Here is a 25,091-nt window from a genome sequence, read left to right as displayed (position 1 = left end):
GGGTTTCCCACGAAATCAATCACATCGCGCCGACCGCCGCTTTTACAGATGCCGTCTAAGCTCTGTGGGTCGGTTTTGCCCTGGTTCACGGAGGACTACCTATGCTGTTGTTGTGGATACTGGTTCTGGTCGTCGGGATAGCCTGGCTGGCGCATCGGCGCGTCGCCCCGCTGCCCGCGCTGGGTATCGTCGCGGTGTACCTGCTGGCGATGGGCATATTCAGCCATGCGCCGGGCGCGCTGATGCTGATCCTCTGGGTCGTGCTCGCCGCCATCGCGGCACCTTTGCTGCTGCCGGACCTGCGCCGCAGATATTTCAGCGCGCCGATGTTCGACTGGTTCCAGAAAACCCTGCCGCCCATGTCGGAGACCGAGCGCGATGCCATCGACGCCGGCACGGTGTGGTGGGATGGCGAGCTGTTCAGCGGCCGTCCGGATTGGGACCAGTTGCTGGCCTATCCCAAGGTGCAACTGACCGAGGAGGAACAGGCATTCCTCGACGGTCCCACCGAAGCGCTCTGCGCCATGGTCAGCGATTGGCAGATCGGCCAGGCCATGGACCTGCCGCCCGAAGCCTGGGCGCACATCAAGGAGCACGGCTTCTTCGCACTGATCATTCCAAAGGAATACGGAGGCAAGGGTTTCTCCGCCTATGCCCACTCCCAGGTGGCGATGAAACTGGCCACCCGCAGCGGCGACCTGGCCTCCACGGTGATGGTTCCCAACTCCCTCGGCCCGGCGGAGCTGCTGTTGCACTACGGCACCGAGGAACAGCGTGACCATTACCTGCCGCGGCTGGCCCGTGGCGACGATATTCCGTGCTTCGCCCTGACCGGGCCCCTGGCCGGTTCCGACGCCGGCGCGATGCCCGACACCGGCATCATCTGCAAAGGTGAGTGGCAAGGCCAGGAAACCCTGGGCCTGCGTCTGAACTGGGAGAAGCGCTACATCACCCTGGGCCCCGTGGCCACCCTCCTCGGCCTGGCCTTCAAGGCCTATGACCCCGACCACCTGCTGGGGGACGAAGAAGACCTGGGCATCAGCCTCGCCCTGATTCCCACCGACACTCCCGGCGTCCATATAGGCCGGCGTCACCTGCCCCTCGGCGCGGCGTTCATGAATGGGCCGAACTGGGGCAAGGACGTGTTCATCCCGCTGGACTTCCTCATCGGCGGCCAACCCATGCTCGGCAAGGGCTGGATGATGCTGATGAACTGCCTGTCGGTGGGCCGTTCTATTTCGCTGCCGGCCGTGGGCACCGGGGCGGCGAAGTTCACCAGCCTGGTGACCGGCCAATACGCCCAGGTGCGCGAACAGTTCAACGTGCCGTTGTCTGCCTTTGAAGGCATCCAGGAAGCCATGGCGCGTATCGCTGGCAATGCCTGGATGATGGATGCCGCTCGCATGCTGACCGCCAACGCGGTGGACCTGGGAGAAAAGCCCTCGGTGCTGTCGGCGATCCTCAAGTACCACCTGACCGAACGCGGTCGCGAGTGCATCGGCCACGCCATGGATGTGCATGGCGGCAAAGGCATCATCATGGGCCCGAACAACTACCTGGGGCGCAGCTGGCAAGGCGCGCCGATCTTCATCACCGTGGAAGGCGCGAACATCCTGTCGCGCAACCTGATGATCTTCGGCCAGGGGGCGATCCGCTGCCATCCGTTCGTGCTCAAGGAAATGGCCTTGGCAAGCCGCGAAGACAAGGACCAGGCACTGGTGGAGTTCGACGGTTTGTTGCTCAAGCACATCGGCTTCGCCATCAGCAACGCGGCCAGCACCCTGGTATTGAACCTGGGCCTGGGGCATTTCGACCGGGCTCCCGGCGACACCCTGAGCCAGGGGTATTTCCGCGCGCTCAATCGACAGGCAGCGGCCTTTGCCCTGCTTGCGGACCTGAGCATGATGTTGCTGGGCGGTGAGCTCAAGCGTCGCGAACGTCTATCGGCGCGCCTGGGCGATGTGTTGAGCAACCTCTACCTGGCCTCGGCGGCGCTCAAGCGCTATCACGACCTTGATTCGCCGGACCACATGACGCCGCTGTTCACCTGGGCCATGGAGGAGAGTCTTGGCCAGGCGGAGCGTGCACTGGACGAACTGCTGGCCAATTTCCCGAACCGGCTGCTCGGTGGCCTGCTGCGCTGTGTGGTGTTCCCCTTTGGCCGTCGCCATAAAGGACCAAGCGACAGGCTGGACGCAGAAGTGGCAGCAGTGATCGGGCGGGCCAAGGGCGACCCGACCCTCGAAGAGTTGCTGCAGGGCTGCTATCGCCCGCTCTCGGTCGACGATCCGGTCGGCGCCCTGCAACATGCCGCTGACCTGCTGACGGCGGCCCAGCCGTTGCAGAAAAAACTGCACGCTGCACTCAAACACGGTCAGCTCAAGCCGGCACCCGGTGAGCACCTCATCGACGCGGCCCTGGAAGCCGGAGTGTTGCAAGCCGGCGAGGCCCAGGCGTTGCACGCGGCCGAAGCGGCGCGGCGCAAGGTGATCGACGTGGATGATTTCGACAAAGAGGCGCTGACGCTTGCCGAGAACAAAGTTCGTTGATGATGCAAACAATCCGTGGCGAGGGAGCTTGCTCCGCCCGGGCGATCCGACTGCTTTGCGGAACAGCAACGAAGCTGCTACGCAGACCAGCAGGAGCAAGCTCCCTCGCCACAGGTCACCTATCCTTGCATTCACTCCATGCTGACCCACGGCCATGTAAAAACCGGCGCAGGGGCTTTATACTCCCGCGCCCGTTTTGCTCTTGAGGACTTATCTCGTGTCCAATGTCGTTGCCGATCACCTTGTCTTGCTTGACCACTTGCGCAGCATCCTGGTCGCCGTAGGTGAGGCCGAACAGGTTCCCGAAGAAAGCCATGCGCTGTTCCTGGAGCGCTTCGACGAATTACGCGCGCAACTGCCCGTCGACCCGATCGAAAGCCAGTATTTGGGCCAGGACCTCCTCTGCCAGGTGATCGTCCGTTATCCACAGATCGCCCACCTGGTACCCCGCGATCTACTGTGGTACTTCGGTGGTGACTGCCTGCACTACATGCCCGACGAGGAAATCGACCTGTACCAGGCCCTCGAAGAACGTCGTTTCGAAGCCGAACAGAACGACGAACCTTTCGACTGGAACCAGGAAAAGCAATTGCTGGCGATGTCTGACCAGGACAGCAAGCACTGATTGCGATCAGTCATGCAAAGGCCTGTGGGAGCGAGCCTGCTCGCGATAGCGGAGCGTCTGTCACGCAAGTGCTGAATGTGCCAACGCCATCGCGAGCAAACCCGCTTCCACAGGTGTGATGGCGTAAAAAACGTCCGAAAGCAGCAACGTTTTCGGACGATTCCTCTTGGTTTACTGCTCGACTCATTTGCTGCTGCCGATTTCTCCTCCCGAATCCTGGTCAAAGAACTCCGGAATCGGATAGTTGAAACTATTGAGCCAGCGCTGCATGGCCATTTCACGCTCGGCGGCGGAGACGGTTTGCAGATTGGTGGATGCAACCACACCGCGAATCTGCAACTGCATCCAGCTTTCGGTGCCTTGTTGCGCGGTCGAAGAGGGCCCCGGCTCGATTGCCCAGGCGGAGGTGGACAGGCATGCGATGCAGGCGATCAACAGCTGTTTCGTTTTCATCTCGTGGACTCCTCGTAACGCTCTACTTGGCCGCGCCGGATGAGGCATCGACAACCTCATTCGAGCGGTCTGCCTGTGTCGTTCCCGTCTTGGTGGCCGAACCCCTGATCCTCTCTGCCCGGGCCTGGGCATCCGCCACTTGTGCGGGGCTCAGCCTGGCCATGCTCGCGAGTTCGGCAGCTTGCTTCCAGCTGTCCTGGTAGATCAGCAGCGTCACCATGTTGAGGGCGGCCAGGGAGTCCGCTTGCCTGAGTTCCATGGCCGTCATGAACTCGAAGCGCGCTTCAGGGATCCGGCGTTGATTGAGGTAGACGACGCCCAGGTCATTGCGGATTTTTCCTTCGGTCGGGGCCATTTTCGCTGCGCGTTCAAGGTGTTCGGTGGCGCTGTCGTTATCATTCCTGGCAGCGGCCAACTGGCCGAGGCCATGCTCCCCATCGGCGGCCAGGCAGGTTCCGAGCAGGCTCTTGTACAACGGTTCGGCTTCGTTACGTCCCATCAGGCGCAGTACCCGGGCCTTGCGCAGGCGGACCTGGACGAGGTCTTCCGGCAGACCTTCGAGGTTCGCCAGGCTGGCGTACAGACGCCCATCATTGGCCATGTCATCCGCCAGGTTCAGGGCCAGTTCCTGGTCGGAACTGGGCCTGGCGCAACTGGACGGCCGGGAAGCGACTACGCCGTTACTGGCACAGCCGGCGAGTATCAAGGTCGCCGTTATCGCGATCACTGCTTTCATGGAATGTCCTCCGACACCAGGCTGAACCCCCACCCCCTTGCACATCAGGCGCCGGTTCATTGGGAAAGCCCGCTGCGGTTGTCGAACTCGCCGTGTTCGAGGAAGTACATGCGATAGAAATTCGGGTCATAGTTGCGTAGCTGTTCACCCGGCAAGGTCGGCAGTTGCGCGTCGGCGGCCAACGGTTGGACCAGGTGCGGCGTGACGATCATCAACAGCTCCCGTTCTTCACGGTCGATGGAGTGATTACGGAAGAAGGCGCCGAGAATCGGAATGTCGCCCAGGCCGGGAAATTTGTTCACCTGGGAGGCGTTGCGCGTGCTGATCAGGCCGCTGATGACGAAACTTTCGCCGTCGGCCAAGGCAATGCTGGTATCGGTACGGCGCACGGTGAGCGCCGGAACCAGCGTGCCGGCAATGTTCACGGCGTTGGTGAAGTCCAGCTCGCTGACTTCCGGGGCGACCTTCAATGCGATTCGGCTTTTGCCGATGACCGTCGGTGTCAGGGTCAGGCGGATACCGAACTCCTTGTACTCAATGGACACGTTGTCGCTGCCGGCACTGGGCACCGGAATCGGTACCTCACCGCCAGCCAGGAAGCTCGCGCTCTGCCCACTGAGGGCCACCAGGCTCGGCCGCGCCAGGGTATAGGCAAAGCCGCTGCCTTCCAGCGCGTTGATCATCAGCAAGGTTTGCCCGGTGGCGAAGGACAGGTTGAACATGTCGTTATTGACCGGCAATGAAGGCCGGACCACGCCCCCGATGGTGGGCAGGGTCCTCGGCGAGCCGAACTGGAAGTTGCCGCGGCTGCCGAAGATCGACGTCGAGGCCTCCTTGAGTTTGGTCCGGCTGACCTCGACGAAACGGATGTCGGTCTGTACCTGAGCGAGCAACATCGGATCTTCGGAAGGCACGCTCGCGGCAGTGGTCAGCGCCTCGGTGGCCCGGCCCTTGACGAAGATCATGCTCTGGCGGGGCATCTTCGAACACGCCGTCCAGACCATCAGGCTGGTAGCGCCCGGCGCTATGCCAGTGAGAATGAAGGCATCGCTGCCACTGGGCTGCACGTCGGCGATTTTCGGGTCGCCCACCGCCAGTTTTGTCACAGGGGCCAGGATGCGCAATTCGTTCTGAAGCCCCTGGCCGACCTCGAAGGTCGCCGGCAGACTGTCCAGTTGCGAACAATTGCTGGCTGCGGCGTGTGCCGCATCCAGGCCGAGGCCCATCAGGAACAGGCCATGGATAAAGTGTTTTAACGCGGGCGCGGTACGGTAGCTCATAGAATGCTCCTCGACAGAACAGGCCGTCCTTGGACGTGACCAGTTGCCTCGGATCATTTATGGGGTCCGGGCTACCCCTGTCTTATCACCCGGAAATCAACCCGGGTTGTCGAACGGTGACTGGTACAGACAGTTCGCTTGGGAGGCGATTTGCTGGCCACCTTGTTCGCTTCTGATTGACGGTAGTTCACCTATGGCAAAGCGCCACGCCAAAAATAAAAAAAACGTCTGAAAAGTGGCGCAGGTGAAATTTCCGCTAAAGCGAGCGTCAATAAACTGTCTTTTACACGACTGAGGTGCTTGTGGGTTTGCCCGCGAAAGCCATCCGTCAGGCGGCTCTGCATTGCCCGATGGTCAGCTTTCGCGAGCAAGCCCGCACACAGTTGGATTTGGGTACATCCAATGGAACCAGGCCGGCTATAAGGCCGCCCCTCGCACAGCTACATATTCCCAAACGCCCTGAACACCCCGATCATGGCCGGCCCAATCGCCACCAGGAAAAAACTCGGCCACAAACAGAAGATCAGCGGGAAAATCAGTTTGGTACCGATCTTCGCCCCCATTTCCTCGGCCGCCTGGGTACGCCGGTCACGGAACTCATCAGCGTAGATACGCAAGGTGTCGGCCACGCTGGTGCCGAAGCGGATGCTCTGCGCCAACAGGCTGACCAGCCCCTGGATGTCCTCCAGGCCGGTGCGCATGGCCAGTTGCCGGAGCGCCTCGGTGCTGGTGATGCCCGCACGGATCTGCGCATTCACCAGCGCCAATTCCTCGGCCAGTTCAACCTGGCTGACCGCCATTTCTTCGGCTACCCGTTCGATGGTCGTAGGCAGCGCCAGGCCCGACTCGACGCACACCACCATCAGGTCCAGCGCATCCGGGAATGCGGCGCGCAACCGCGCCTGGCGCGCCTGCTTGCGCTTGCCGACATACAGCGCCGGCAGCAGCCAGCCGATGCCCACCATCATGGTCACCCCCAGCAGGCCGATGATCACGGACACCTTGATCAGCGGCAGCAGCAATAGCGCCAGGCCGAGCAGCAACAACGGCAGCATCAGGCGCACGGCCCAGTACATCTGCACCGCCGACGCCGAGCGGTAACCGGCGTGGATCAGCAGGGTCTGGGTGGCGGACGTCTGGGCCGGGTCTGTCGAAGCGAAGCGCTGGCCGATCCGTTCGAGCAGCAGTTGCAGATTGCCGGGCGCCTCATGCCCCGCCGCGCTGCCCGAATAGCCGCGCTTGATCAGCGCCAGGCGCCGCTGGACCGGGTCCTGCAAGCCCCACATCAACAACAGCAAGGCGACCACTATCAGCAGCGTACTGAGGCCAATCGCGGTGACGAACAGCAGGCGCGCCAACGCTTCGTCCCCGGTAAGGCGGCTGAGTAACCCGAGCAGAAAATCCATGACTGATACCCCGCGGCAAGACAGCGTTCAAACCTGGATCCGGATGATCTTCCGTATCCAGAAAATCCCGATCAACATGGCGCAGAAAGCACCGATGATCAGCTTGTGGCCTATGGGATCGTTGATCAGCACAGGCATGTAGCTGGGGCTCGTGAGCACGATGGCAATCGCCAGCACGAAAGGGATCGCCACCAGCACCCAGGCCGACATGCGCCCTTCCGCCGACAGGGTCCTGATCTTGCGCTGGAAGCGGAAGCGCCCGCGGATCAACCGGCTCAGGCGCTCCAGCACCTCGGTCAGGTTGCCGCCGGTTTCGCGGTGGATGAGGATCGAGGTCACCAGCATCATCACCGTCATGCTGGGCATGCGCTCCAACAGGCCGAGCATGGCCCGGCGCACATCGTTGCCATAGTTGATGTCGGCGAAGGTCATGCCGAACTCCTGGGCCACTGGTCCCTTGTGCTCATCAGCCACCAACCGCAGGGTTTCGTTGAACGGGTGACCGGCGCGCAGAGCCCGACACATGGCGTCCAGCGCATCCGGCAAACCTTCCTCGAACGCCGCGAAACGCTTGCTGCGGTCACGCATGATTTTCAGCACCGGCAGCCAGAACAGCACAAAGGCCGCCAGTAATGCCATCCACCAGATCGGTGAAACCATCAGCACCAAGGCGGCGGCCGCCACGCCCAGGGCCAGACCGAGCAGCATTACCCGATAAGCGCGGTATTCATGGCCGGCCTGCTCGATCAGTTGGGTCAGGTTGGCCATGAACGGCAACTGCTCGAGCCGTGCCTCCAGGGGAGACAGGCGCGTCAGGTATTTCTGCCGCAATACGGTTTGCATATTGGGCAGGTGGTTGGCCCTCTCCAGTACATGCAGGCGCCCGCGAATGCGCTTGCGCATCTTGCCGGCCTCGCCGAACACCGGCACCACCACGCCCTGGGACAGAAGGAAAACGGCGATGAACACCATGCCCAGGAAAATCAGGATGAATTCGGCAGGGATATTGTTCATGACGACCGGGCCTCCATCCACTCAGGGCGGAACAGGGTCAACGGCAACTCGATGCCGCGTTTGGCCAGTACGTCGCGAAAGGCCGGGATCATGCCGCTGGGCCGATATTCGCCAAGCACCTCGCCGTTTTCGCCGATGCCCTGGCGTGCAAAACAGAAGATTTCGGTCATGGTGATGACCTCGCCTTCCATGCCGTTGATCTCCTGAATGCTCACCACCCGTCGCTTGCCGTCTTCTTGACGCTCCAGCTGGATGACCACGTCGATGGCCGAGGCAATTTGTTGACGCATGGCCTTGATCGGAAACGTCGCGCCGGTCATCGACACCATGTTCTCGATTCGCCCCAACGCATCCCGTGCGGTGTTGGCGTGGATGGTGGTCAAGGAACCATCGTGACCGGTGTTCATGGCCGTGAGCATGTCCAGCGCCTCGGCACCACGCACCTCGCCAATAACGATCCGGTCCGGGCGCATCCGCAGGCTGTTGCGCACCAGTTCCCGCTGGCTCACCTCGCCGCGCCCTTCAATGTTCGAAGGCCGGGTCTCCAGGCGCACCACGTGGGGTTGCTGCAGTTGCAGTTCGGCCGAATCCTCGATGGTGACGATGCGTTCGTTGTGGGGGATGAAACTGGATAGCACATTGAGCATCGTGGTCTTACCGCTGCCGGTCCCGCCGGAAATCAGCACGTTCAGGCGCCCGCGCACGATGGCCTTGAGCAACAGGGCAATGGCCGGCGTCATGGTGCCCACCTGGATCAGGCTGTCGGTGTTGAGCAGATCCACCGCGAAGCGCCGGATCGACATGCTCGGACCGTCGATGGCCAGCGGCGGAATGATCGCGTTGACCCGCGAGCCATCCTTGAGCCGGGCGTCCACCAGTGGCGAGGACTCGTCGATGCGCCGCCCCAGGCTGGAGACGATGCGGTCGATGATGTTCAGCAGGTGCTGGTCGTCACGAAAGCGCACGTCGGTGCGTTGCAGCTTGCCAAAGCGCTCGACGTAGACCGAGGCAAACCCGTTGACCAGGATGTCGGACACGCTGTGGTCGGCCAGCAACGGCTCCAGCGGACCGAGGCCCAGCACCTCGTCGGTGATCTGCTTGATGATCAACTGGCGACTGGCGGTGCTCACCGGTGCCGAATGTTCATCGAGCAGGCGCTGGCAGATATCGCGAATCTGCCGCGAGGCCTCGACCTGTTCGAGGGCGTCGAGCAAGGACAGGTCCATGACCTTGAGCAACTGCTGGTAGATCTTTTCCCGCCACTCGGCTTCCACCGGCGTGACCTGGCTACGGGTTTCGTAGAGCACATCCGGGACAGCCTGCTCCCAGGCCATCAGTTCCTCTGTCGAGTCCGGCTGGCCGTCGCCGTGCAGGGGGGCCACTGAAGCGCCGGGTTTACCGGACTGTTTGCGCAAGCGGTTGCGGAAATCGCTGATCATGGGTCATCCCCCGAAGAAACGGTTGAAGGCGCGTTTGAACAGGCCTTTGTCTGTGCTCATCTGGTGACCGACCAGGTCTTCGGTCAAATCGCGCAGGGCGACGGTGATGGCCGCCCTCGGCGCGTGCAGCCCCAACGGCACGCCAGTGTTCTGACTCTGGCTGACCAGGTTGAAGTCATTGGGTAATCTGGACAGGTTCGCGCAGCGCAAAGCCTCGCCGACGTCCTTGAGGCTGATCGCGGCCGCCTTGTCATAGCGGTTGACCACGATCTGCAACTGCTCGCCGCGCACACCCAGGTCTTCGCGCAGGATCCGCACCAGGGCACTGGCATCGCGCAGGTGGCTGACGCTCTGTTGCACCACTACGTACACCCGGTCCACCTGCTCCAGTACCGAGCCGGTGAGATGATCGATCTGTCGTGGCAGATCCACCACCACCCAGTCGTAGCTGGCACGGGCCAATTGCAGGAGCGTGTCGAGCTGTTCCGGTTGGGCGTCCTGGGGCAGGCACAACTCGCCGGCCCGGCCGCCCAGCACGTGCAGGGTCGGGCTGAAGTGGCTGCAGAAACCACGCAGGGCGATGCTGTCCAGGTCGTCGATCTGCTGCAGCACTTCCAGGTGGCTGTGGGTCTGCGCCACGTCGAGGTAATGGGTCACACTGCCGAACTGCAGGTCCATGTCCAGCAACAACGTATTACCCGCACGGACACTAAGTTGCTGCGCCAGGTTGCAGGCCACCAGGGTCCCGCCGGAACCGCCCTTGGCGCCGATCACGGCGACCAGTTTGCCCTCGGCGCCACTGCCGAGACGGACCTCGGCCACCAGGCGGTTCAGTGCGGCGGCCAGTTCGTGTTCAGCGATAGGCTCGGGCAGCACGTCGCGGGCACCGGCCTGCATGGCCAGGCGCATGGCCTCCTGGTCGCCCAACAGGCCGCACACCAGCATCGGCGGACGCTCGTGGGCCGGACGTTGCAACAGCGCCGCCAGCTCTTCGCGCCACAGGTGGCTGACCCGCAACAGCAGCAGGTCAGGCATGCGTTCCAACCCGTAGAGGGGATCGACATGCCCGTTGCTCACCAACCGCGTACTGACTTCCAGGCAAGGCATGCGCTGGCAGACGCATTGCAAATCGCGCAGGGACGCCGCATCGCGGCTGCTGATCAGCAGTCGCAACCCGGCTTTGCCGGTGGCGGTGGGGACTGGGGTTTCTCTGGTATTCAGCATGGTGTGATCTCCCCGGAATCGGAATGGCGCCCAAGGCTTTCGCGTGGCAAGGTCGCCCTGAAGGCGGGCAAGGTAATGGGTACGCCCAGGCCGGGAATGAACAGGTTGAACACGTAGCCCTGCACACTCAACTGGACATAGCGGATGGCCCGGAAGCCGTTGGCACTGACCGTATCGGCGGGATTCGCCACCACGGCGCCGTTGACGTCCAGGTAGGTCAGCGCCAGGTTCGTGGTGGCCAGGCTGCTGATCAGTTGGCTGGTGCCGGCGTCCGTCGCGGCGTTGAAAATGGCCCGGCGCAACACCACCGGATCGCTGATGTTGCACACCGCCGCCAGGCGCGCGCCGCGTCGCGCCGCTTCATCCAGGGCGTTGGCGGTGAAGTACAACCGGCCCATTTCCACCACGCCGAAGAGCAGGATGAACACCAACAGGCCGACGAAAGAAAACTCGACGATATAGGTGCCGCGCATGTGTTTGTAGTTCATGGGTTTCATCACAGCGCCCTCATCACAGTGGTTGCGACCAGCGGGATACCCAGCGGCATGGCGGTGCCGAAAAAGGCCGGCAGCGACCCGGTGCAATTGCCCGCGCCAATCACCGGGCAGAATGTGTAGGTGATGGTGACCCGCACATGGTCCGTGCCCACCGCAGCGACCGCCACGTTGGCCGTGGTCAACCCGGACACCACGGCGCTGCCGACCTGGGCGGGCACGCCATACACCGCGACGTTTTTCGTCTGGGTCAACAAGGTGTTGCTCAGAGCGATGCCGCCCAAGGTGGAGTTCCAGGCCTGGCCGGCGACGAAACGGCCGGCGTCACGGCTGGCCTGCAACAGCACGTTGTACTGGTAGAGCATCCGGCCGAACTCGCCGAAGGCCAGCAACAGCATCAGCACCAGGGGCAGCACCAGGGTGAACTCCACCAGCGCCACGCCTTGCTGGGCCTGCGGGTGTTTGAATTGAACAAGTCCCATGACGCCTCCTACGAGTCAGTGCTCGGGTTGCCACTGCCATTGAGGTAGGTTTTGTAGAGCTGGATGATTTGCGGGCCGGTATCGGTGGACGGTGTGGGGCCCGGTACGCCATCACCTTCGCATTCCTGGACGAACTGGCCGAAGACCAGGGAGTCCGAGCCACCGCCATCCACCGGTTGCACAACGAAGTAGCAGCCGAACCCCAACACGGGGATCGAGGTTGAACCGCCCTGTTTGCCGGTGCAGTTGCCAATGACGATCTTGAGCATCCGACGTTCGAAAACTCCGTTGCTCTCACAGCCACTGCCGCTCCCGGCGACACAGGCAGCGACCTGGGTGCGCCAGTCGTTGTAGTCCTTGATCGCCTCGCCGCCCGCCGCGAGGTTGCCATCGCTCGACGTGACAGGCTGCCCTTTGTACTTCGCCTGTGCGAGCGCATCGTCGTAAGTCATCGCCGGGGTGCTCGACGAGGTCACCAGGTCCGGTGGGTAATCGGAGGAACTGACCGGGCCGTTATAGATGCCGAAGCGTGTGTTCAAGCCCTGGGAGGTCGGGCCGGCCTTGTTGCCGGGCGCGGTCTGGACGTTATCGCCGACACTGCGGCAGACCGAACCGCCGCCGGCCAGGTCTTCCCGGACCGCACTGCCGCCGGAACCGAAATCCAGCAGTTGGAAGTTGCCCGGTCCGATAGGCGAGGTATTGCCCGCCGCCGTCTTCAGAACCTCCAGGTCACCAAAGTGATAACCCCAGAAGTTGCCGGCGGCTGGGTCGTATTGAGCAGGATCGCCGCAAACCATCAAGGGCGCCAGGTCACAAGGCGAAGTCGGGCTGGGCCCCGCGGTGGCAATCGCCGCCACTCGTTTATTGCCGAGGCCGGCGCTGCCCATGGTCTGGACGAAACTCCAGAAGAAACCGTTCAGTTGATAACTCGACACCGACACCCGCACGTACCTGGCATCGGCAGGCCCGGGATAAGAGAACGGGCCGTAGACACTGCTGGCCAGCTCCACCACCGCAAACGCCCCCGGATTGCCGGCGACGGCCGTGGCCAATTCCGTGTTGCCCGAGGCCTGGGAGTTTTTGCTCAGCGTGTCCAGGGCCGCCGCGCGAGTCGTGCTGGCCATGTTCAGACCGCCGGTGACCTGGCTCAGGGTCTTGGCCCCGCTCAACGCTGCGGCATCCACTGCATTCTGTAAACGTGTCTTGTTGAGCAGCATGTGGCCGCCGTCCAGGGCCAACGCTGCCATCATGGAGATCGCCACCAAGGCGATCACCATCAATACACTCACCGCCCCTCCCTGGCGCCGTCCGATATCGGAATTCATCATCACGCCCTCGTTGACTGCATTGAGGATCGCCATCGCCTGGAATCAGGCTGTTTTCGCGCCACTCAGCGAAGGTTGATCACCTTGCTTTCAATGCCACGGATCACCGTCACCTCTGCGCCGTCCTGCACCTTGGCGACGCGTTGCACGATGGGCCGTGGCACCGGAGCGGCGGCCACCGCCATGACCGGGGCGGGTGCGGGTGGCGCGACAGCCACGGCTTTTTTCTCCAGGTTCAACGGGTTGCGCAGGGCCAACTGCAGCTTGCCTTCGGTCTGCGCGGTGACCAGCGCCTCCGCCTCGACCGCCTTCATCTCCAGCGTTACGGCCCGCACCACCACCGGTTGAGTCTTGTCGGTGCCAGCGGTCTGGTCCACGGCCAGCACCCGCAGGTTTTCCAGGATGGTCCGGGACGTAGCGCTGTTGCTGCCGGCACTGGTGGTCTTGGTCGCCAGCACATCGACCCGGTTACCCGGCAGCAGGAACCCGCCGACGCCCACGACATCGTCGACCCGGACCGAGATGGCACGCTTGTCGGGGGCGATCAGCGAGGCCAGGGTGCTGCCCCCCAGGTGCTCGCTCAGACGCGCACCGCGCACGATATCGCCGCGCAGGATGTCGAACGTGGCGATCTTGCCCACGGCCTTTTCACTGGCGTCGAAAGCATCGTCCGGGATCGTATCCATCGGCATGCGCACGGTGGTGACCTGCTGGGCCTCGACCATTTGCCCGAAGGGGATTTCCACAGTGGCGACCACCACGCTGCGCAGATGATCGTCGGGGGTTGCATTGAGTCGCGCACTCAACCAGGAGTCGGCCATCCATGCAGCGCCAAGGCCCATTACCAGGGAAACGCCAATCAGCGGAAGCGTACGAGAGCTCATGTCGGTATCTCCGAATCAAAGAAAGTCGAGCTGAACGAAGTAGTTGTGCCAGGCCCATTCCAGCTCTTGCGGCATCAGGGGTCCGGAACCGCCCAGGTAGCGCTGGCGGTCGAGCGCCATGTTCAACAGGTCGCGGGGATGGCAAGGCACCAGGGGCATGCCTTCGCCGCCATACAGCCGCTGCAGTACGTAGCGCACCAACAGCGGGTCGTAAGGGACACCCAGGCGCTCGCATTCCTGGCGCCAGATGCGTTCGTATTCGTCGGGCTTGAGGTAACCGAACTGGACCTTGTAGCCAATGCGCCGCAGGAACGCCTCGTCGGCCAGTTCCAACGGATTGAGGTTGGTGGAGAACACCAGGACGAGGTCGAACGGCAGTTCGCAATGCCGACCGCCGCCCAGGTTGATGAAGTCGCGCTTCTCTTCCATGGGCACGATCCAGCGATTGAGCAACTCGGCCGGGGCCATGCGCTGGCGGCCCATGTCGTCGATGATGAACAGGCCATTGCTGGCCTTGAGTTGCAAGGCGGCCTGGTATTGACGGGTGAACGGATCGTAGCGGACGTCTAACTGCTCCATGCTCAACTCGCCACCGGTGATGACGATGGGGCGTTTGCAGCACAGCAGCCGGCGGTCGATGCCTTCGTTGAGCATCAGGTTGTTCGGTTGGCTGTCGCCATCCAGGCGTTGATGCACCTGCGGGTCGTAGATCTCGATTACCGACTCGTTGATGACAATGGCGTGGGGCACCCAGATGGCCTCGGCAAACAGGCGGATCAACCGGCTGCTGACGTAGGTCTTGCCGGTGCCCGCCGGGCCATAAATCATGATCGCCCGCCCGGAGTTCAAGGCCACGCCCAACTGGTCGAGCATGCCTTGGCTCAGCACCATGCCCGACAGGGCCTGCTGCATGTCGTTGGCGGTGATGCGACCGTGGTGAATGGTCTGGATCTTGATCAGGGAACGATAGGTGCTCACCGGGAACGGTGCCGCGCCGATATAACCGCTGCGGGCCAGGGCGTCACGGGCAGAACTGCGGCCGCGTTCGGTCAGGCCATAACGCAGGGCCTGAACACTGGCCTGACCGATCTGGCCCAGCACTTCGACACGACCGTCCTTGCGCAGAAACGCCAGGACTTCCTCCAGCACCGCGCCGGTCAGCGCCAGCCGCTCGACCAGCCGCGGCAGGTCCAGCACACCGGCGTCATGCAGATGCTTGCACACCAGTTCGCCGAGAAAACTGTCGGTCAGGCCGGTGTCGCGAATCGTACAAGGCTGGGGCGCCAGGCGTTGTACCGCCTCCCGCTCACTGGGATAGGCATCACTATCATTGATGACGTGCATGACTAGCCTCCCCAGCCGTCGGCAACCAGTTGCCAGTAGACGCTGTTCAAAGTGCCGATCAGGATTGCAATCGAATAAGGAAAGGGTTTGCCGGCCACCTCATCCGAAGTGGGCGCCAGATAGGACTGGGCCCGGACGATCAACCAGTAGCGCCCGAGGGTTTGAAGCAATTGACCGCGGGCCAGGACAATCAGGAATCCGCACACGCCACCGGCGATCAGGCTGAACAATGCCGCCCACAGCGCGTAATGGAACGGCAGGAAGCTGCCAACCATGGTCATCAGCTTGACGTCACCGGCCGCCATGCCGCCTACCGCATACATCGGCAGGAACAGCCCAAAACAGATCAGCAGGCCCAGCAGGCTATCGCCCAAGCCGCCGATCCCGCCCGCGTAGACCTGACCGGCCAGCCCCAGGGCGAGCCCCAGCAGGACCAGTGAGTTGGGGATGCGGTGGCGGAGCAGATCGCTTACCACCGCCACACCCAGCAGTCCCAGCAGTATGAATGTCGACACCAGCAATTCCATGGACATGGCGCGTCTCCTGGTTACAGTTCTCGTTAGCAGGCAACGTTGCTGTTGACGGCTTGGCAGAGTGCTCGGATCTTGGTGTCCACGGCGCCCCCCAGGAGCACGAACGCGGCGGCAACCGCCACTGTGATCAGGCCACCCGCCACGGCATATTCAACAATGGTCAGGCCGTCTTCATCTTTGGCGAACTTGCTGATGGAAGTTCTGATGGTATGCAGAGTCATTTTATTTACCTCATGCTCGGAAGTAATACGGCAATGAACTTAGTTGTTGGGGACAGCGCCAAGTCCATTTGAGGTATTCGTTGTACTCACTGCAAAGGAGTCGCAAGCGTTATTCCGTAAAAGTTGCCGTGTCCCCCTATCGCAAAGTGTTGCGATCAGCAGGCAACGTTGCCGTTGACGGCCTGGCACAGCGCACGGATCTTGGTGTTCACGGCACCGCCCAGCAGAACGAAAGCGGCGGCCACCAATACCGTGATCAACCCACCGGCCACGGCGTATTCCACAATGGTCAGGCCATCTTCATCTTTGGCGAACTTCAGTACCGAAGCCTTGATAGTTTGAAGAGTCATTTCGCACACCTCATCGGGGTTGTTTTTCAAGGGCAGTACATTCGAACTGCCTGATGCAACCCTAGTCAGGAGGTCGGCTTGGCCGTTAGGAGGATTTTGCACATCGCTAGGATTATTTTGCGCAAGGTCGCTCACAGATGCCGGCGGGGCCCCGCCTTAGAGATGGCAATAAAGGAGAGATTTTTTATAAAAATATATTCGGCGCGGTGATAGCACATTGACGATACTTCCGGCTAAAGGCAGGAAGAACCGCTGAGTAGGCACATGACGTCGAATCTGACCGGAAAGCCAAGGTTGTTGTGGTTCGATCTGACTCACGATCGGTCCACGAAGGAACTCGCCACCCAATTCGAGCAAACCTGCCATTGCACGCTGGCAACCAATGCCACAGTACCCGGCGGGGAACAGGTCGACATGATCTGCATTCATTTCGACCGGCCGGACACCCCGGGCCTGAGGCGGTTGCTGGAGATCAAACGGACCGTGCCGACCATTCCCATCACCATGTTCACCGTGCAGCACTCCGAAGAGCTGGCGGTCTGGGCCATGCGCTCCAATGTCTGGGAATACATGGTCCTGCCCCTTTCAGCCACCGAGAGAAAGCGCTACCTGACAGCGGTGGTGCAATTATGCGAGTTGCGACGCAATTCCGGCGGCCGGGGCAAGACGTCGTTGATCGACCACTCCCCCTCCCTGCCGGACAGCATCCGCCTGACCTCCGGCCACCAGAAACACCAGGCCCTCAACCATATCCTGCTGTACATCGACCAGCACTTTCGCGAAAGCATCGATCAGCGTGACCTGGCCAAGCGTTGCGGCATGACCACGTTTCGCTTCAGCCGTCTGTTCAAGGAGGCCAACGGGCTGGGCTTTACCGACTACGTCCTGAACAAGCGCATGAGTTTTGCCAAGGAACTGCTCGACAACAGCGAGATGCCGATCACCAGCATCGGCTATGAAGCCGGCTTCAAGGATCCGTCCTACTTCGCTCGCGCTTTCAAGCAGTACGCCAGCTGCACGCCCAGCGAATACCGCCTGGCGCGACAGGTGCGCACGACGGTCGTCACGCCATCGGTGCCGGAGGAAGCGGGTACGGCAGCGCTTGAAAGCCTGGTGCATAGCTTGGAGGGGTGATGGGCATCTTGATACGGTGACTGGCGTTCAGGCTTTCAAGGGGCGAGTTTTCTTCTCTCGATAGGGACTGACAAGACAATACTGGTGCGCGTCTCTCCGTACGCGTTGATATTGGCAATGATCGCCTCGATCTCAGCCATCGACTTAGCATAGATCCTGATCAGGTAGGAGTCGTTACCCGTGATGTGCAGGCATTCCACGACTTCGGGAATGTCCTGGAGCGTCGCTATCAGTTTGGCTTTCGCCGGCTTGAGGGTGGTGATGCCGACGACAGCCGAGATGCCGTACCCCAGCTTGGTGGGGTCTAGCTGAGCGCTATAACCCTTGATAACCCCGGAGTCTTCCAGCTTGCGTAACCTGTCAGTGGTGGCAGGAATAGAAAGACCCGCGTGCTTGGAAAGTTCCGTGATGGAAATGCGGCCACAGTCCTGTACCTTCCCCAGGATTTTTATGTCTATACGGTCCATGTGCGTTTCTCTTGGTAGGAACTGGAAAATTCAATGAAAGTCCGGGTCTTCATTAAAAAACATGCACCGAAAAAAACCGCGGGCTCCTTCATTGAAGGGAAAACTTTAAGTCCTGCTCAAGCTCCCGTAACCAGCATGACGCCGGTTGCCACTTGGTAGCCCCCCAAAATGCTGATGGTTGCCCCGGAAAGGTAGTTGATCAATCTAATCCTTGATTGAGCGATCCTGGCCTTGAAGATGGAGGAGAATCCGCTCAATCCCAGCCACCAGACAGCCGAGCCCAGGAATATGCCGGTCACCATGGGCACAACTGAGTGCTGGCTGCCCTGTTCGCCGGCCATGCCATCGCTCAGGGCGGCAAATATCGCGATAAACGACAAAATGGTCATGGGGTTCGACAAGGTCAGGAACAGCGTGGTCGAGTAAGCCTTGAACAGGTTGGCGCGCTCACCCTCCATGGCGGTTGCATTGCTGTTCGAGCGTATTGTCTGATAACCGATGTAGGCGAGGAACAGCCCTCCCAGAATACATAACCAGGGTTTGAAGCTGATGAGCGTCGCGATGATGGCGGCGATACCCAACGCACCTATGAATCCGTAGATCGAATCGGCAGTGGCCGCCCCCAACCCTGTGGCAAAACCGGCCCTCCAGCCAAGCATGAGACTCCTTTGTATGCACAACAACCCGATGGGTCCCACAGGGGCCGCAATGCAAAACCCAATGACCATCGATTTAACGAAAATCAACATAGATGCACCTCCAGAATGGGTACTGGAAGGTTAGGAGAACCGCATTTTTTAAGAAATTAATTATTAATTTTCACACATGCCTTTCCGTTAATTTTGCATGTAGTTCGCCGACCCCCCCTTCATTATTAAGGCGATTAGGCCCACGCCCTGAAACACATGCAAATTGTTCGTTTAAAGCACCTGGACCGGTCCAGCGCCGATTGAAATGGCTTTTTCACAGGCATAAAAAAACGCCGCTCGATGAGCGGCGTTTTTTTTTGAATTTGGAGCGGGAAACGAGACTCGAACTCGCGACCCCGACCTTGGCAAGGTCGTGCTCTACCAACTGAGCTATTCCCGCAAATGGCGTCCCCTAGGGGACTCGAACCCCTGTTACCGCCGTGAAAGGGCGGTGTCCTAGGCCACTAGACGAAGGGGACACGCTGCCCGGAACACATGGTNTGGAGCGGGAAACGAGACTCGAACTCGCGACCCCGACCTTGGCAAGGTCGTGCTCTACCAACTGAGCTATTCCCGCATTGGCGTCCCCTAGGGGACTCGAACCCCTGTTACCGCCGTGAAAGGGCGGTGTCCTAGGCCACTAGACGAAGGGGACACACGTACAACATTCACTGCTTATGGCGCTTGGCTGAGTGCTTTACGCTGTAAGTGGCGCGCATTCTATGGATGGATTGAGGGGTCGTCAACCCCCAGATATAAATTTATTTAAATCAATGACTTCGACCGGTTTGAGGAGCAATTCGCAGATTTTGCCCGTCCAGTCTCTGACGCCTATATTCTGTCGCCCGCCAAGACGTTATAGTCGCGCCCGGCAAATAGTGGCAATGTGCATCTACGCTACTGTGCCTCTGGTCAGCAGCACGCCCGTCTAATCTCCTCGTTCGGGCCTATGCGCTTAAAAGCCTAGCCACTACACTGATGTATGCGAACCCTATTAAAGAGGTCTTACCGGTGACACCACTCATGATCACCCTGCTTGTCGTAGCCGGGATCGCACTGTTGATCGCCATTGGCTACATGAACCATGTGGCGGAAAACAGCAAGCTGGAAAAGGCCCGCACCAAGGTTGAACTCAATGACCGCCTGCGTCGTTGCGGCGAGCTCACCGAGACCTTCCCCGGCCAGTTCATGACCCCGGCCCTGAAGCTGCTGATCACCCGTCTTGAGATCAATGTCTGCCAGCGCTTGCTGGGCATGGAGAAGACCAATGCCGCGGTGAAGGCACGCCTGGACGAATTGAACGCCCTGGCGGCCCAGGGCGAATCGATTCCGGTGAACAATCCCCCGGCACCGATCCAGACCGAAGCCAAGGCCAAGGACGTACGGTTCCTGCTTGAGGCCTTGCACGGCCAGATCACCCGCGCCGCCCAGGACGGCTTTCTGCCGCCGAACGAAGCCAAGCGCTGGATCCGCGAAGTACGGCACATCCTGGTGCTGCTGCACATCGAGTTCTTCAACAACCTTGGCCAACAGGCCTTGCAACAGGAACAACCGGGGCAAGCTCGCCTGGCATTCGAGCGCGGCGTGCAATACCTGCGCAAGCAGCAGGAACCGCAGGTCTACGCCGAACAACTGGCTTACCTCGAAAAACTCCTCGCCCGCGTCAATGCCATGGTCCTGGCCAGCACCAAGGCGGCCGAAGGTGAAGTCAACCAGTTGACCGAAGGTTTGAAGGAAGACGAAATGAACGATGAATGGAAGAAGAAGAAGGTCTACGACTGAGGCCAAGTCGAACCTTATTGTGGCGAGGGGATTTATCCCCTCGCCACAGGTTATGGTTTCAAGCTGCCTACGTCACAACCTGAAATGCCCCACCATCCCCTTCAGCTCTACGCCCAACTGCGCCAGTTCAATGCTGGACGCGGCGTTGCCTTGCATCGCCAGAGAGGATTGATCGGCACTGGCGCGGATATTGGTGACGCTGCGGTTGATTTCTTCGGCCACCGAGCTCTGCTCTTCGGCTGCCGCGGCGATCTGTTGGTTCATTTGCTGGATCAACGACACGGCTGCCGCGATGCTGCCCAAGGCACTTTCAGTCTGCAGGGCATCGCTGACCGCCATCTTCACCAGCTCGCCACTGCTCTGAATCTGTTGCACGGAAGTCTGGGCGGCTGAACGCAAGGCACTCACCAACCGCTCGATTTCCTCGGTGGATTGTTGTGTGCGCTTGGCCAGGGCCCGCACCTCATCGGCCACCACCGCAAAGCCCCTGCCCTGCTCACCGGCGCGAGCCGCCTCGATGGCGGCATTGAGCGCCAGCAGGTTGGTTTGCTCGGCGACACTCTTGATCACGCTCAATACCGTGCCGATGTTCTGGATCTCGGCGCTGAGGCTTTCGATACTGGAACTGGCCGAGGTGGCCGAGTCCGCCAACTGCTCGATACGCACCATACTCTGGCGTACCACCTGCTGGCCACTTTCGACTTTGTCGTCGGCGGTCTGCGCCGCCTGGGCCGCTTCCTCGGCATTGCGCGCCACATCGTGCACGGTAGCGGTCATCTGGTTCATGGCCGTGGCAACCTGCTCGGTTTCCTCTTTCTGGCTGCTGACTTCCAGGTTGGTCTGTTCGGTCACGGCCGACAATGACTGAGCGGAATTGGCCAATTGCTCGATACCGGACTGCAACCCACTGACGATACTGCTCAGGCCGGCCCCCATCTGCTGCATGGCCAGCATCAACTGTCCGATTTCATCCCGGCGCGTCACTTCGACCGTTGCACTCAAGTCCCCTCCGGCAATTTGCTGGGCGACACGAATGACGCTGCGCAACGGCGCCACGATCAGCCGGGTGATGACCCAGGCCGCAATCAACCCCACCAGCAACGCCAGGGCCGACGAACCGATGATCAACAACGAATTCTTTTTCAACTCGGCCTGCATGGCCTGGTCTTCGGCCGCATAGGCCTGGTCAACCCGTTCCACTACCTGGGCCGCCCGTTCACGCAGCTGCCCGGAGATGACCTTCTCCTGGGCCAGCAGGCCGGTATATTCGGCAAGTTTCTCGTTGAACCCGGCGATGTGCCCGGCCACTTCGTTGATGACGGTCTGGTAGCCCGGGTCCTTGATCGCAGTCTTGAGCACCTCGGCCTGCTTCATCGCCTGTTCGGCCTGTTCGATCTGGCCTTGCCCGGCTTCCTCGCTGCCTTTGCGGGTCTGATCGAGGCGCACCCGCGCCTCATTCATGGCCACCAGCATCAACCGCGACACTTCACTGACCTGGTTGGCTTGTTCAACGAACTCGGCGCCCTCCTTGCCCTGGGTGTCTTTCAACGTGTAAGTGCCATCATCCGCCAACCCCGCACGCAACACATCGAGGTTATTGGCGACGCTGGACACCGACCAACTGGCCATCTCCAGCGCCAGGTCCTTGCTCTGGCTCAATCCGACGAACTCGTCGAACGCCTTGCGATACGCCACCAAGGCCTGTTCCACATCGTTCATCACCGGCACATTGGCCGCCGACTGCGCCTTGAACTCGTTTGCCTTGGCGATCAGGCTGTCGACGCCCTGGTGCAGGGCATCGACCGTCTTGGGATCGGAGCGCAATGCATAGTCCTGTTCGAGCAGCCGGATCTTGAGCAGCTCGCTACTGAACGAGGACATCTGCTTCAAGCCATCGAAGCGTTGACTGATGGTTTGCAAGGACCAGACGCCGATGGCCGCCACGACAGCCGTGAGCAGCAGCACCATGACAAACCCGATCCCCAGCTTCTTTGCCATACCCAGGTTGGCAAAACGTCTTTGCACGGCCGAAATCATTGCGCTCAGTCCTCTGCCAGTGTGTGTAATCGCAGATTCGCAACGAGACGCCCCATCGCACAAGATGCTGACGTCGGAATAATGGCAAAAAGCTACGGCTCCGTCGTTTTCAGAACACTTGAGGTCGATCCAGACCCGTGGCCCGGAAGAACGCCAACGCCCTGGAGTCCCGGGCATAGGCCACGTTGATCCGTAGCCAGTCACTGTCGACCCCCGAAGGGCTGAACGCTGTACGCGAAGACAGCAGCACGCCGAACCGCTTGGCCAGGCGCTGTAATCCAGCGTAGTCGCACATGGGCGGACGTGCCCAGATGAACAGCCCACCAGCCGGTTTGCCGAAGACGGTCCAGTCGGCGTCCTCCAGTACCTGGAGCACCGCTGCCATTTCGGTAGCCAGGCGTTGCCGCTGGCGCTGGACCAGTTTGCGATAGGCGCCGTTGGCCAACAGGCCGGCGACAACCGACTCGCAGAACCGCGAACCGCCCATGCTGGTGATCGCCTTGACCTTGCTCAAGCGCTCGATGATCGCAGCCCCGGCCACCACGAAGCCGACCCGCAAGGAGCTGCTCAGGGTTTTCGAGAAACTGCCTACATAAAGCACATCGGCATCCAGCGCTGCCAAGCGGGTCCGCGTGGTGCTCTGGAAGTCGGCATAGACGTCGTCCTCAATCACCAGCACCGCATGCTTGCGGGTCAACTGCAGCAGCCGCTGGGCCACGGCCGGCGCCAGGCAACTGCCGGTGGGGTTGTGACACGCGCTGTTGATGAACAAGGCGCTGGGCCGGTGGGTCGCCAACAACGTTTGCAACGCGTCGACATCCGGGCCCCGGGGTGTCCTGGGCAACTCGATCATGTCGATCCCATGAAGCCTGAGCAGCTCGAACAGGCTCGAATAGCCGGGGCTTTCCACCACGACGCAACAGCCCGGCCGCAGCAGTGTCCGCACGATCAGGTCCAGGCCATGGGTCGCCCCCGTCGTGGTCAGGATGAGGTTTTCATCCACATTGATATTGAGCTGCTTCAGTCGCCTGGACAGTTGCTCGCGCAAGGCGGGCAGCCCCAGCGGCGTACTGTAGTTGAACAGCCCCGCCATGTCGGTGCGGGAAACCTGGCGGATGGCATAGGCCAGATCATCGCTTTCGCGCCAACGTTCGGGCAATCCGCCACTGCCCAACTTCAATTCCCACTGCCCATTGTCGGCTGAATCGGCCCGGGGACATTTCACCTCATCCGACATGCCCTTGCCGGAGGGGCCGGGCCTGGTCGAAGAAGGTGATGCGACGAAAAAACCCGAGCCATGGCGGGAGGCCAATATCCCTTGGGCAACCAGGCGTTCACACGCTTCATTGACGCTGGACTGGCTGAGCAGATTCTCCCGCGCCAGTTGGCGGATGGAGGGCAGTCGGGTCCCCGGTTGTACCCCGGCCTGTCGAATCCAGCCGGCCAGCGCATCGACAATTTGCTGCACGACAGGCACCAGGGCCTGCCGGTCGATTCTCAACTCCATGAGTAACCAAGCTCCTAAGCGATTGTTTTATTTCCAGAAACAGTCGGTTTTCCGATGGCAGTTAAGCACAGGGTGTCGCCGGACGATGTACGACAACGTCGTCAAAAGGGCTGATTCTCACGCCTTGAAACACATTGACGGGCCGATCCAGGGAATTTCCAGCTGCCCAAGAAAAAGCCCGCGACAGATGCGGGCTTTTTCCTACAATCCACTTTCTTTAGAAGGCCGTGACGCCGCCATCCACCGCCAGTGAATGGCCGGTGGTGAACGCCGCGCCGTCGCTGCACAAGTACAGCACGGCGCTGGCGATTTCCTCGACCTTGCCGATACGTCCTACCGGGTGCATGGCGTTGGCGAATTCGCCCTTCTTCGGATCAGACTCATAGGCACGACGGAACATGTCAGTATCGATCACTGCCGGGCAGACTGCGTTCACGCGGATCTTCCTCTTGGCGTATTCGATGGCGGCCGATTTGGTCAAGCCGATCACGGCATGCTTGGAGGCGGCATAGATGCTCATTTTCGGCGCCGCGCCCAGGCCGGCCACGGAGGCGGTATTGACGATGGAACCGCCGCCCTGAGCCAGCAGCAGGGGCAACTGGTATTTCATACACAACCAGACACCCTTCACGTTGACGCCCATGATCGCGTCGAACTCATCGAGGCTGCCGTCGGCCAGCTTGCCCTTCTCGATCTCGATCCCGGCATTGTTGAAGGCGTAATCGAGACGACCGTAGGTAGCGATCACCACGTTCATCAGGTTCTGCACGTCGCTTTCCAGTGTCACGTCGCAGCGTACGAACACCGCGTCGCCACCGGCTTCGCGAATCAACTGCACCGTGCCCTCGCCCCCCGCCACATCCAAGTCGGCCACCACGACCCTCAGGCCTTCCGTGGCGAACGCACGGGCGGTGGCACGGCCGATGCCCGCGGCGGCACCGGTGACTACGGCGACTTGTCCAGAAAACGTCATGCTCATTGTCAGTTCCTTGAAGGATGCAGGGTGGCGCCAGTGTAGACACAGCCCGACATGGCGCAGCAGCACTATCCAGATGCCGGTTGAGCATCCATCGACACCAGTGATAACAGCCCCAGCGGCATTATCACCGGGTTGTA

Annotated in this window: 24 protein-coding genes, 4 tRNA genes and 1 pseudogene; 4 read left to right on the top strand and 25 right to left on the bottom strand. The window is 61.0% G+C overall.

Annotation, left to right across the window (positions count from 1 at the left end):
- The first annotated feature begins 101 nt into the window (after positions 1-101).
- Positions 102-2,549 carry an acyl-CoA dehydrogenase gene (locus N005_RS02370; RefSeq protein ID WP_047699049.1) on the top strand — a complete coding sequence of 816 codons (2,448 nt, stop codon included), beginning with the start codon at positions 102-104 and terminating at the stop codon, positions 2,547-2,549.
- 217 nt (positions 2,550-2,766) lie between these two features.
- On the top strand, positions 2,767-3,174 hold the full coding sequence (locus N005_RS02365) for a PA2817 family protein (RefSeq protein ID WP_024776930.1): 408 nt from the start codon (positions 2,767-2,769) through the stop codon (positions 3,172-3,174).
- Positions 3,175-3,357: 183 nt separating this feature from the next.
- Here N005_RS02365 and N005_RS02360 read toward each other — a convergent pair whose 3' ends face one another.
- The 15 genes from N005_RS02360 to N005_RS02290 all read right to left on the bottom strand — a co-directional run bounded on the left by N005_RS02360 (position 3,358) and on the right by N005_RS02290 (position 16,359).
- Positions 3,358-3,627, bottom strand: a complete 270-nt coding sequence (locus tag N005_RS02360; RefSeq protein ID WP_047699047.1) for a DUF3613 domain-containing protein — start codon at positions 3,625-3,627, stop codon at positions 3,358-3,360.
- A gap of 22 nt (positions 3,628-3,649) precedes the next feature.
- On the bottom strand, positions 3,650-4,363 hold the full coding sequence (locus N005_RS02355; RefSeq protein ID WP_047699046.1) for a tetratricopeptide repeat protein: 714 nt from the start codon (positions 4,361-4,363) through the stop codon (positions 3,650-3,652).
- Between the two features lie 56 nt (positions 4,364-4,419).
- Positions 4,420-5,643: a type II and III secretion system protein family protein gene (locus N005_RS02350; protein WP_047699044.1), complete on the bottom strand. Its 1,224-nt coding sequence runs from the start codon at positions 5,641-5,643 to the stop codon at positions 4,420-4,422.
- 440 nt (positions 5,644-6,083) lie between these two features.
- A complete protein-coding gene (locus N005_RS02345; RefSeq protein ID WP_047699042.1) occupies positions 6,084-7,049 on the bottom strand; it encodes a type II secretion system F family protein in 966 nt (321 codons plus the stop codon).
- Between the two features lie 27 nt (positions 7,050-7,076).
- Complete coding sequence (locus N005_RS02340) at positions 7,077-8,063, bottom strand: type II secretion system F family protein (protein ID WP_047699040.1); 987 nt, start codon at positions 8,061-8,063, stop codon at positions 7,077-7,079.
- Positions 8,060-9,502 carry a TadA family conjugal transfer-associated ATPase gene (locus N005_RS02335; RefSeq protein ID WP_047699038.1) on the bottom strand — a complete coding sequence of 481 codons (1,443 nt, stop codon included), beginning with the start codon at positions 9,500-9,502 and terminating at the stop codon, positions 8,060-8,062. Before N005_RS02335 ends, N005_RS02340 begins: the two co-directional genes overlap by 4 nt.
- A gap of 3 nt (positions 9,503-9,505) precedes the next feature.
- Positions 9,506-10,726, bottom strand: coding sequence for an AAA family ATPase (locus N005_RS02330; protein ID WP_047699036.1), 1,221 nt, complete (start codon positions 10,724-10,726; stop codon positions 9,506-9,508).
- Complete coding sequence (locus N005_RS02325) at positions 10,720-11,214, bottom strand: TadE family protein (RefSeq protein WP_047699272.1); 495 nt, start codon at positions 11,212-11,214, stop codon at positions 10,720-10,722. Before N005_RS02325 ends, N005_RS02330 begins: the two co-directional genes overlap by 7 nt.
- Positions 11,215-11,222: 8 nt before the next feature.
- Positions 11,223-11,702 carry a TadE/TadG family type IV pilus assembly protein gene (locus N005_RS02320; RefSeq protein WP_047699035.1) on the bottom strand — a complete coding sequence of 160 codons (480 nt, stop codon included), beginning with the start codon at positions 11,700-11,702 and terminating at the stop codon, positions 11,223-11,225.
- Positions 11,703-11,710: 8 nt separating this feature from the next.
- Complete coding sequence (locus N005_RS02315; protein WP_047699270.1) at positions 11,711-13,030, bottom strand: TadE/TadG family type IV pilus assembly protein; 1,320 nt, start codon at positions 13,028-13,030, stop codon at positions 11,711-11,713.
- A gap of 62 nt (positions 13,031-13,092) precedes the next feature.
- Positions 13,093-13,911, bottom strand: a complete 819-nt coding sequence (cpaB, locus tag N005_RS02310) for a Flp pilus assembly protein CpaB (protein WP_047699033.1) — start codon at positions 13,909-13,911, stop codon at positions 13,093-13,095.
- A 15-nt stretch (positions 13,912-13,926) separates the two neighbouring features.
- Positions 13,927-15,255, bottom strand: coding sequence for a P-loop NTPase family protein (locus N005_RS02305; RefSeq protein ID WP_047699032.1), 1,329 nt, complete (start codon positions 15,253-15,255; stop codon positions 13,927-13,929).
- Positions 15,256-15,257: 2 nt separating this feature from the next.
- Positions 15,258-15,788 (bottom strand): A24 family peptidase, encoded by a 531-nt coding sequence (locus N005_RS02300; protein WP_047699031.1) that lies wholly within the window; start codon positions 15,786-15,788, stop codon positions 15,258-15,260.
- A gap of 26 nt (positions 15,789-15,814) precedes the next feature.
- Positions 15,815-16,009 carry a Flp family type IVb pilin gene (locus N005_RS02295; protein WP_047699029.1) on the bottom strand — a complete coding sequence of 65 codons (195 nt, stop codon included), beginning with the start codon at positions 16,007-16,009 and terminating at the stop codon, positions 15,815-15,817.
- 155 nt (positions 16,010-16,164) lie between these two features.
- A complete protein-coding gene (locus N005_RS02290) occupies positions 16,165-16,359 on the bottom strand; it encodes a Flp family type IVb pilin (protein ID WP_008070254.1) in 195 nt (64 codons plus the stop codon).
- A 264-nt stretch (positions 16,360-16,623) separates the two neighbouring features.
- On the opposite strand from N005_RS02290, the gene N005_RS02285 reads away from it, so the two are divergent.
- On the top strand, positions 16,624-17,493 hold the full coding sequence (locus tag N005_RS02285) for a response regulator transcription factor (protein ID WP_047699028.1): 870 nt from the start codon (positions 16,624-16,626) through the stop codon (positions 17,491-17,493).
- 35 nt (positions 17,494-17,528) lie between these two features.
- Here the strand turns inward: N005_RS02285 and N005_RS02280 are convergent, their stop codons facing one another.
- The 6 genes from N005_RS02280 to N005_RS02255 form a co-directional block, all read right to left on the bottom strand.
- On the bottom strand, positions 17,529-17,960 hold the full coding sequence (locus tag N005_RS02280; RefSeq protein ID WP_041021680.1) for an Lrp/AsnC family transcriptional regulator: 432 nt from the start codon (positions 17,958-17,960) through the stop codon (positions 17,529-17,531).
- Between the two features lie 116 nt (positions 17,961-18,076).
- Positions 18,077-18,709, bottom strand: coding sequence for a LysE family translocator (locus tag N005_RS02275; protein ID WP_047699026.1), 633 nt, complete (start codon positions 18,707-18,709; stop codon positions 18,077-18,079).
- A 264-nt stretch (positions 18,710-18,973) separates the two neighbouring features.
- Positions 18,974-19,049 (bottom strand) — tRNA-Gly (locus tag N005_RS02270).
- A gap of 3 nt (positions 19,050-19,052) precedes the next feature.
- Positions 19,053-19,128, bottom strand: a tRNA-Glu gene (locus tag N005_RS02265).
- Between the two features lie 22 nt (positions 19,129-19,150).
- Positions 19,151-19,226 (bottom strand) — tRNA-Gly (locus N005_RS02260).
- Positions 19,227-19,228: 2 nt separating this feature from the next.
- Positions 19,229-19,304, bottom strand: a tRNA-Glu gene (locus N005_RS02255).
- 356 nt (positions 19,305-19,660) lie between these two features.
- Here N005_RS02255 and N005_RS02250 point away from each other — a divergent pair.
- Positions 19,661-20,431, top strand: coding sequence for a hypothetical protein (locus N005_RS02250; RefSeq protein ID WP_081993207.1), 771 nt, complete (start codon positions 19,661-19,663; stop codon positions 20,429-20,431).
- A 72-nt stretch (positions 20,432-20,503) separates the two neighbouring features.
- Here N005_RS02250 and N005_RS29895 read toward each other — a convergent pair whose 3' ends face one another.
- The 4 genes and pseudogenes from N005_RS29895 to N005_RS02235 form a co-directional block, all read right to left on the bottom strand.
- On the bottom strand, positions 20,504-21,208 hold the full coding sequence (locus N005_RS29895; protein WP_392397525.1) for a methyl-accepting chemotaxis protein: 705 nt from the start codon (positions 21,206-21,208) through the stop codon (positions 20,504-20,506).
- Positions 21,209-21,412: 204 nt separating this feature from the next.
- Positions 21,413-21,589 (bottom strand): annotated as a pseudogene (locus tag N005_RS29890) (HAMP domain-containing protein); the annotation flags it as partial.
- 988 nt (positions 21,590-22,577) lie between these two features.
- Positions 22,578-23,975, bottom strand: a complete 1,398-nt coding sequence (locus tag N005_RS02240; protein WP_047699022.1) for an aminotransferase-like domain-containing protein — start codon at positions 23,973-23,975, stop codon at positions 22,578-22,580.
- Positions 23,976-24,192: 217 nt separating this feature from the next.
- Complete coding sequence (locus N005_RS02235) at positions 24,193-24,954, bottom strand: SDR family oxidoreductase (RefSeq protein ID WP_047699021.1); 762 nt, start codon at positions 24,952-24,954, stop codon at positions 24,193-24,195.
- Between the last annotated feature and the right edge of the window lie 137 nt (positions 24,955-25,091).

Source organism: Pseudomonas mediterranea CFBP 5447 (assembly GCF_000774145.1).
GTDB classification, from domain to species: domain Bacteria; phylum Pseudomonadota; class Gammaproteobacteria; order Pseudomonadales; family Pseudomonadaceae; genus Aquipseudomonas; species Aquipseudomonas mediterranea.
This window is presented reverse-complemented; position numbering and strand designations above follow the sequence as displayed.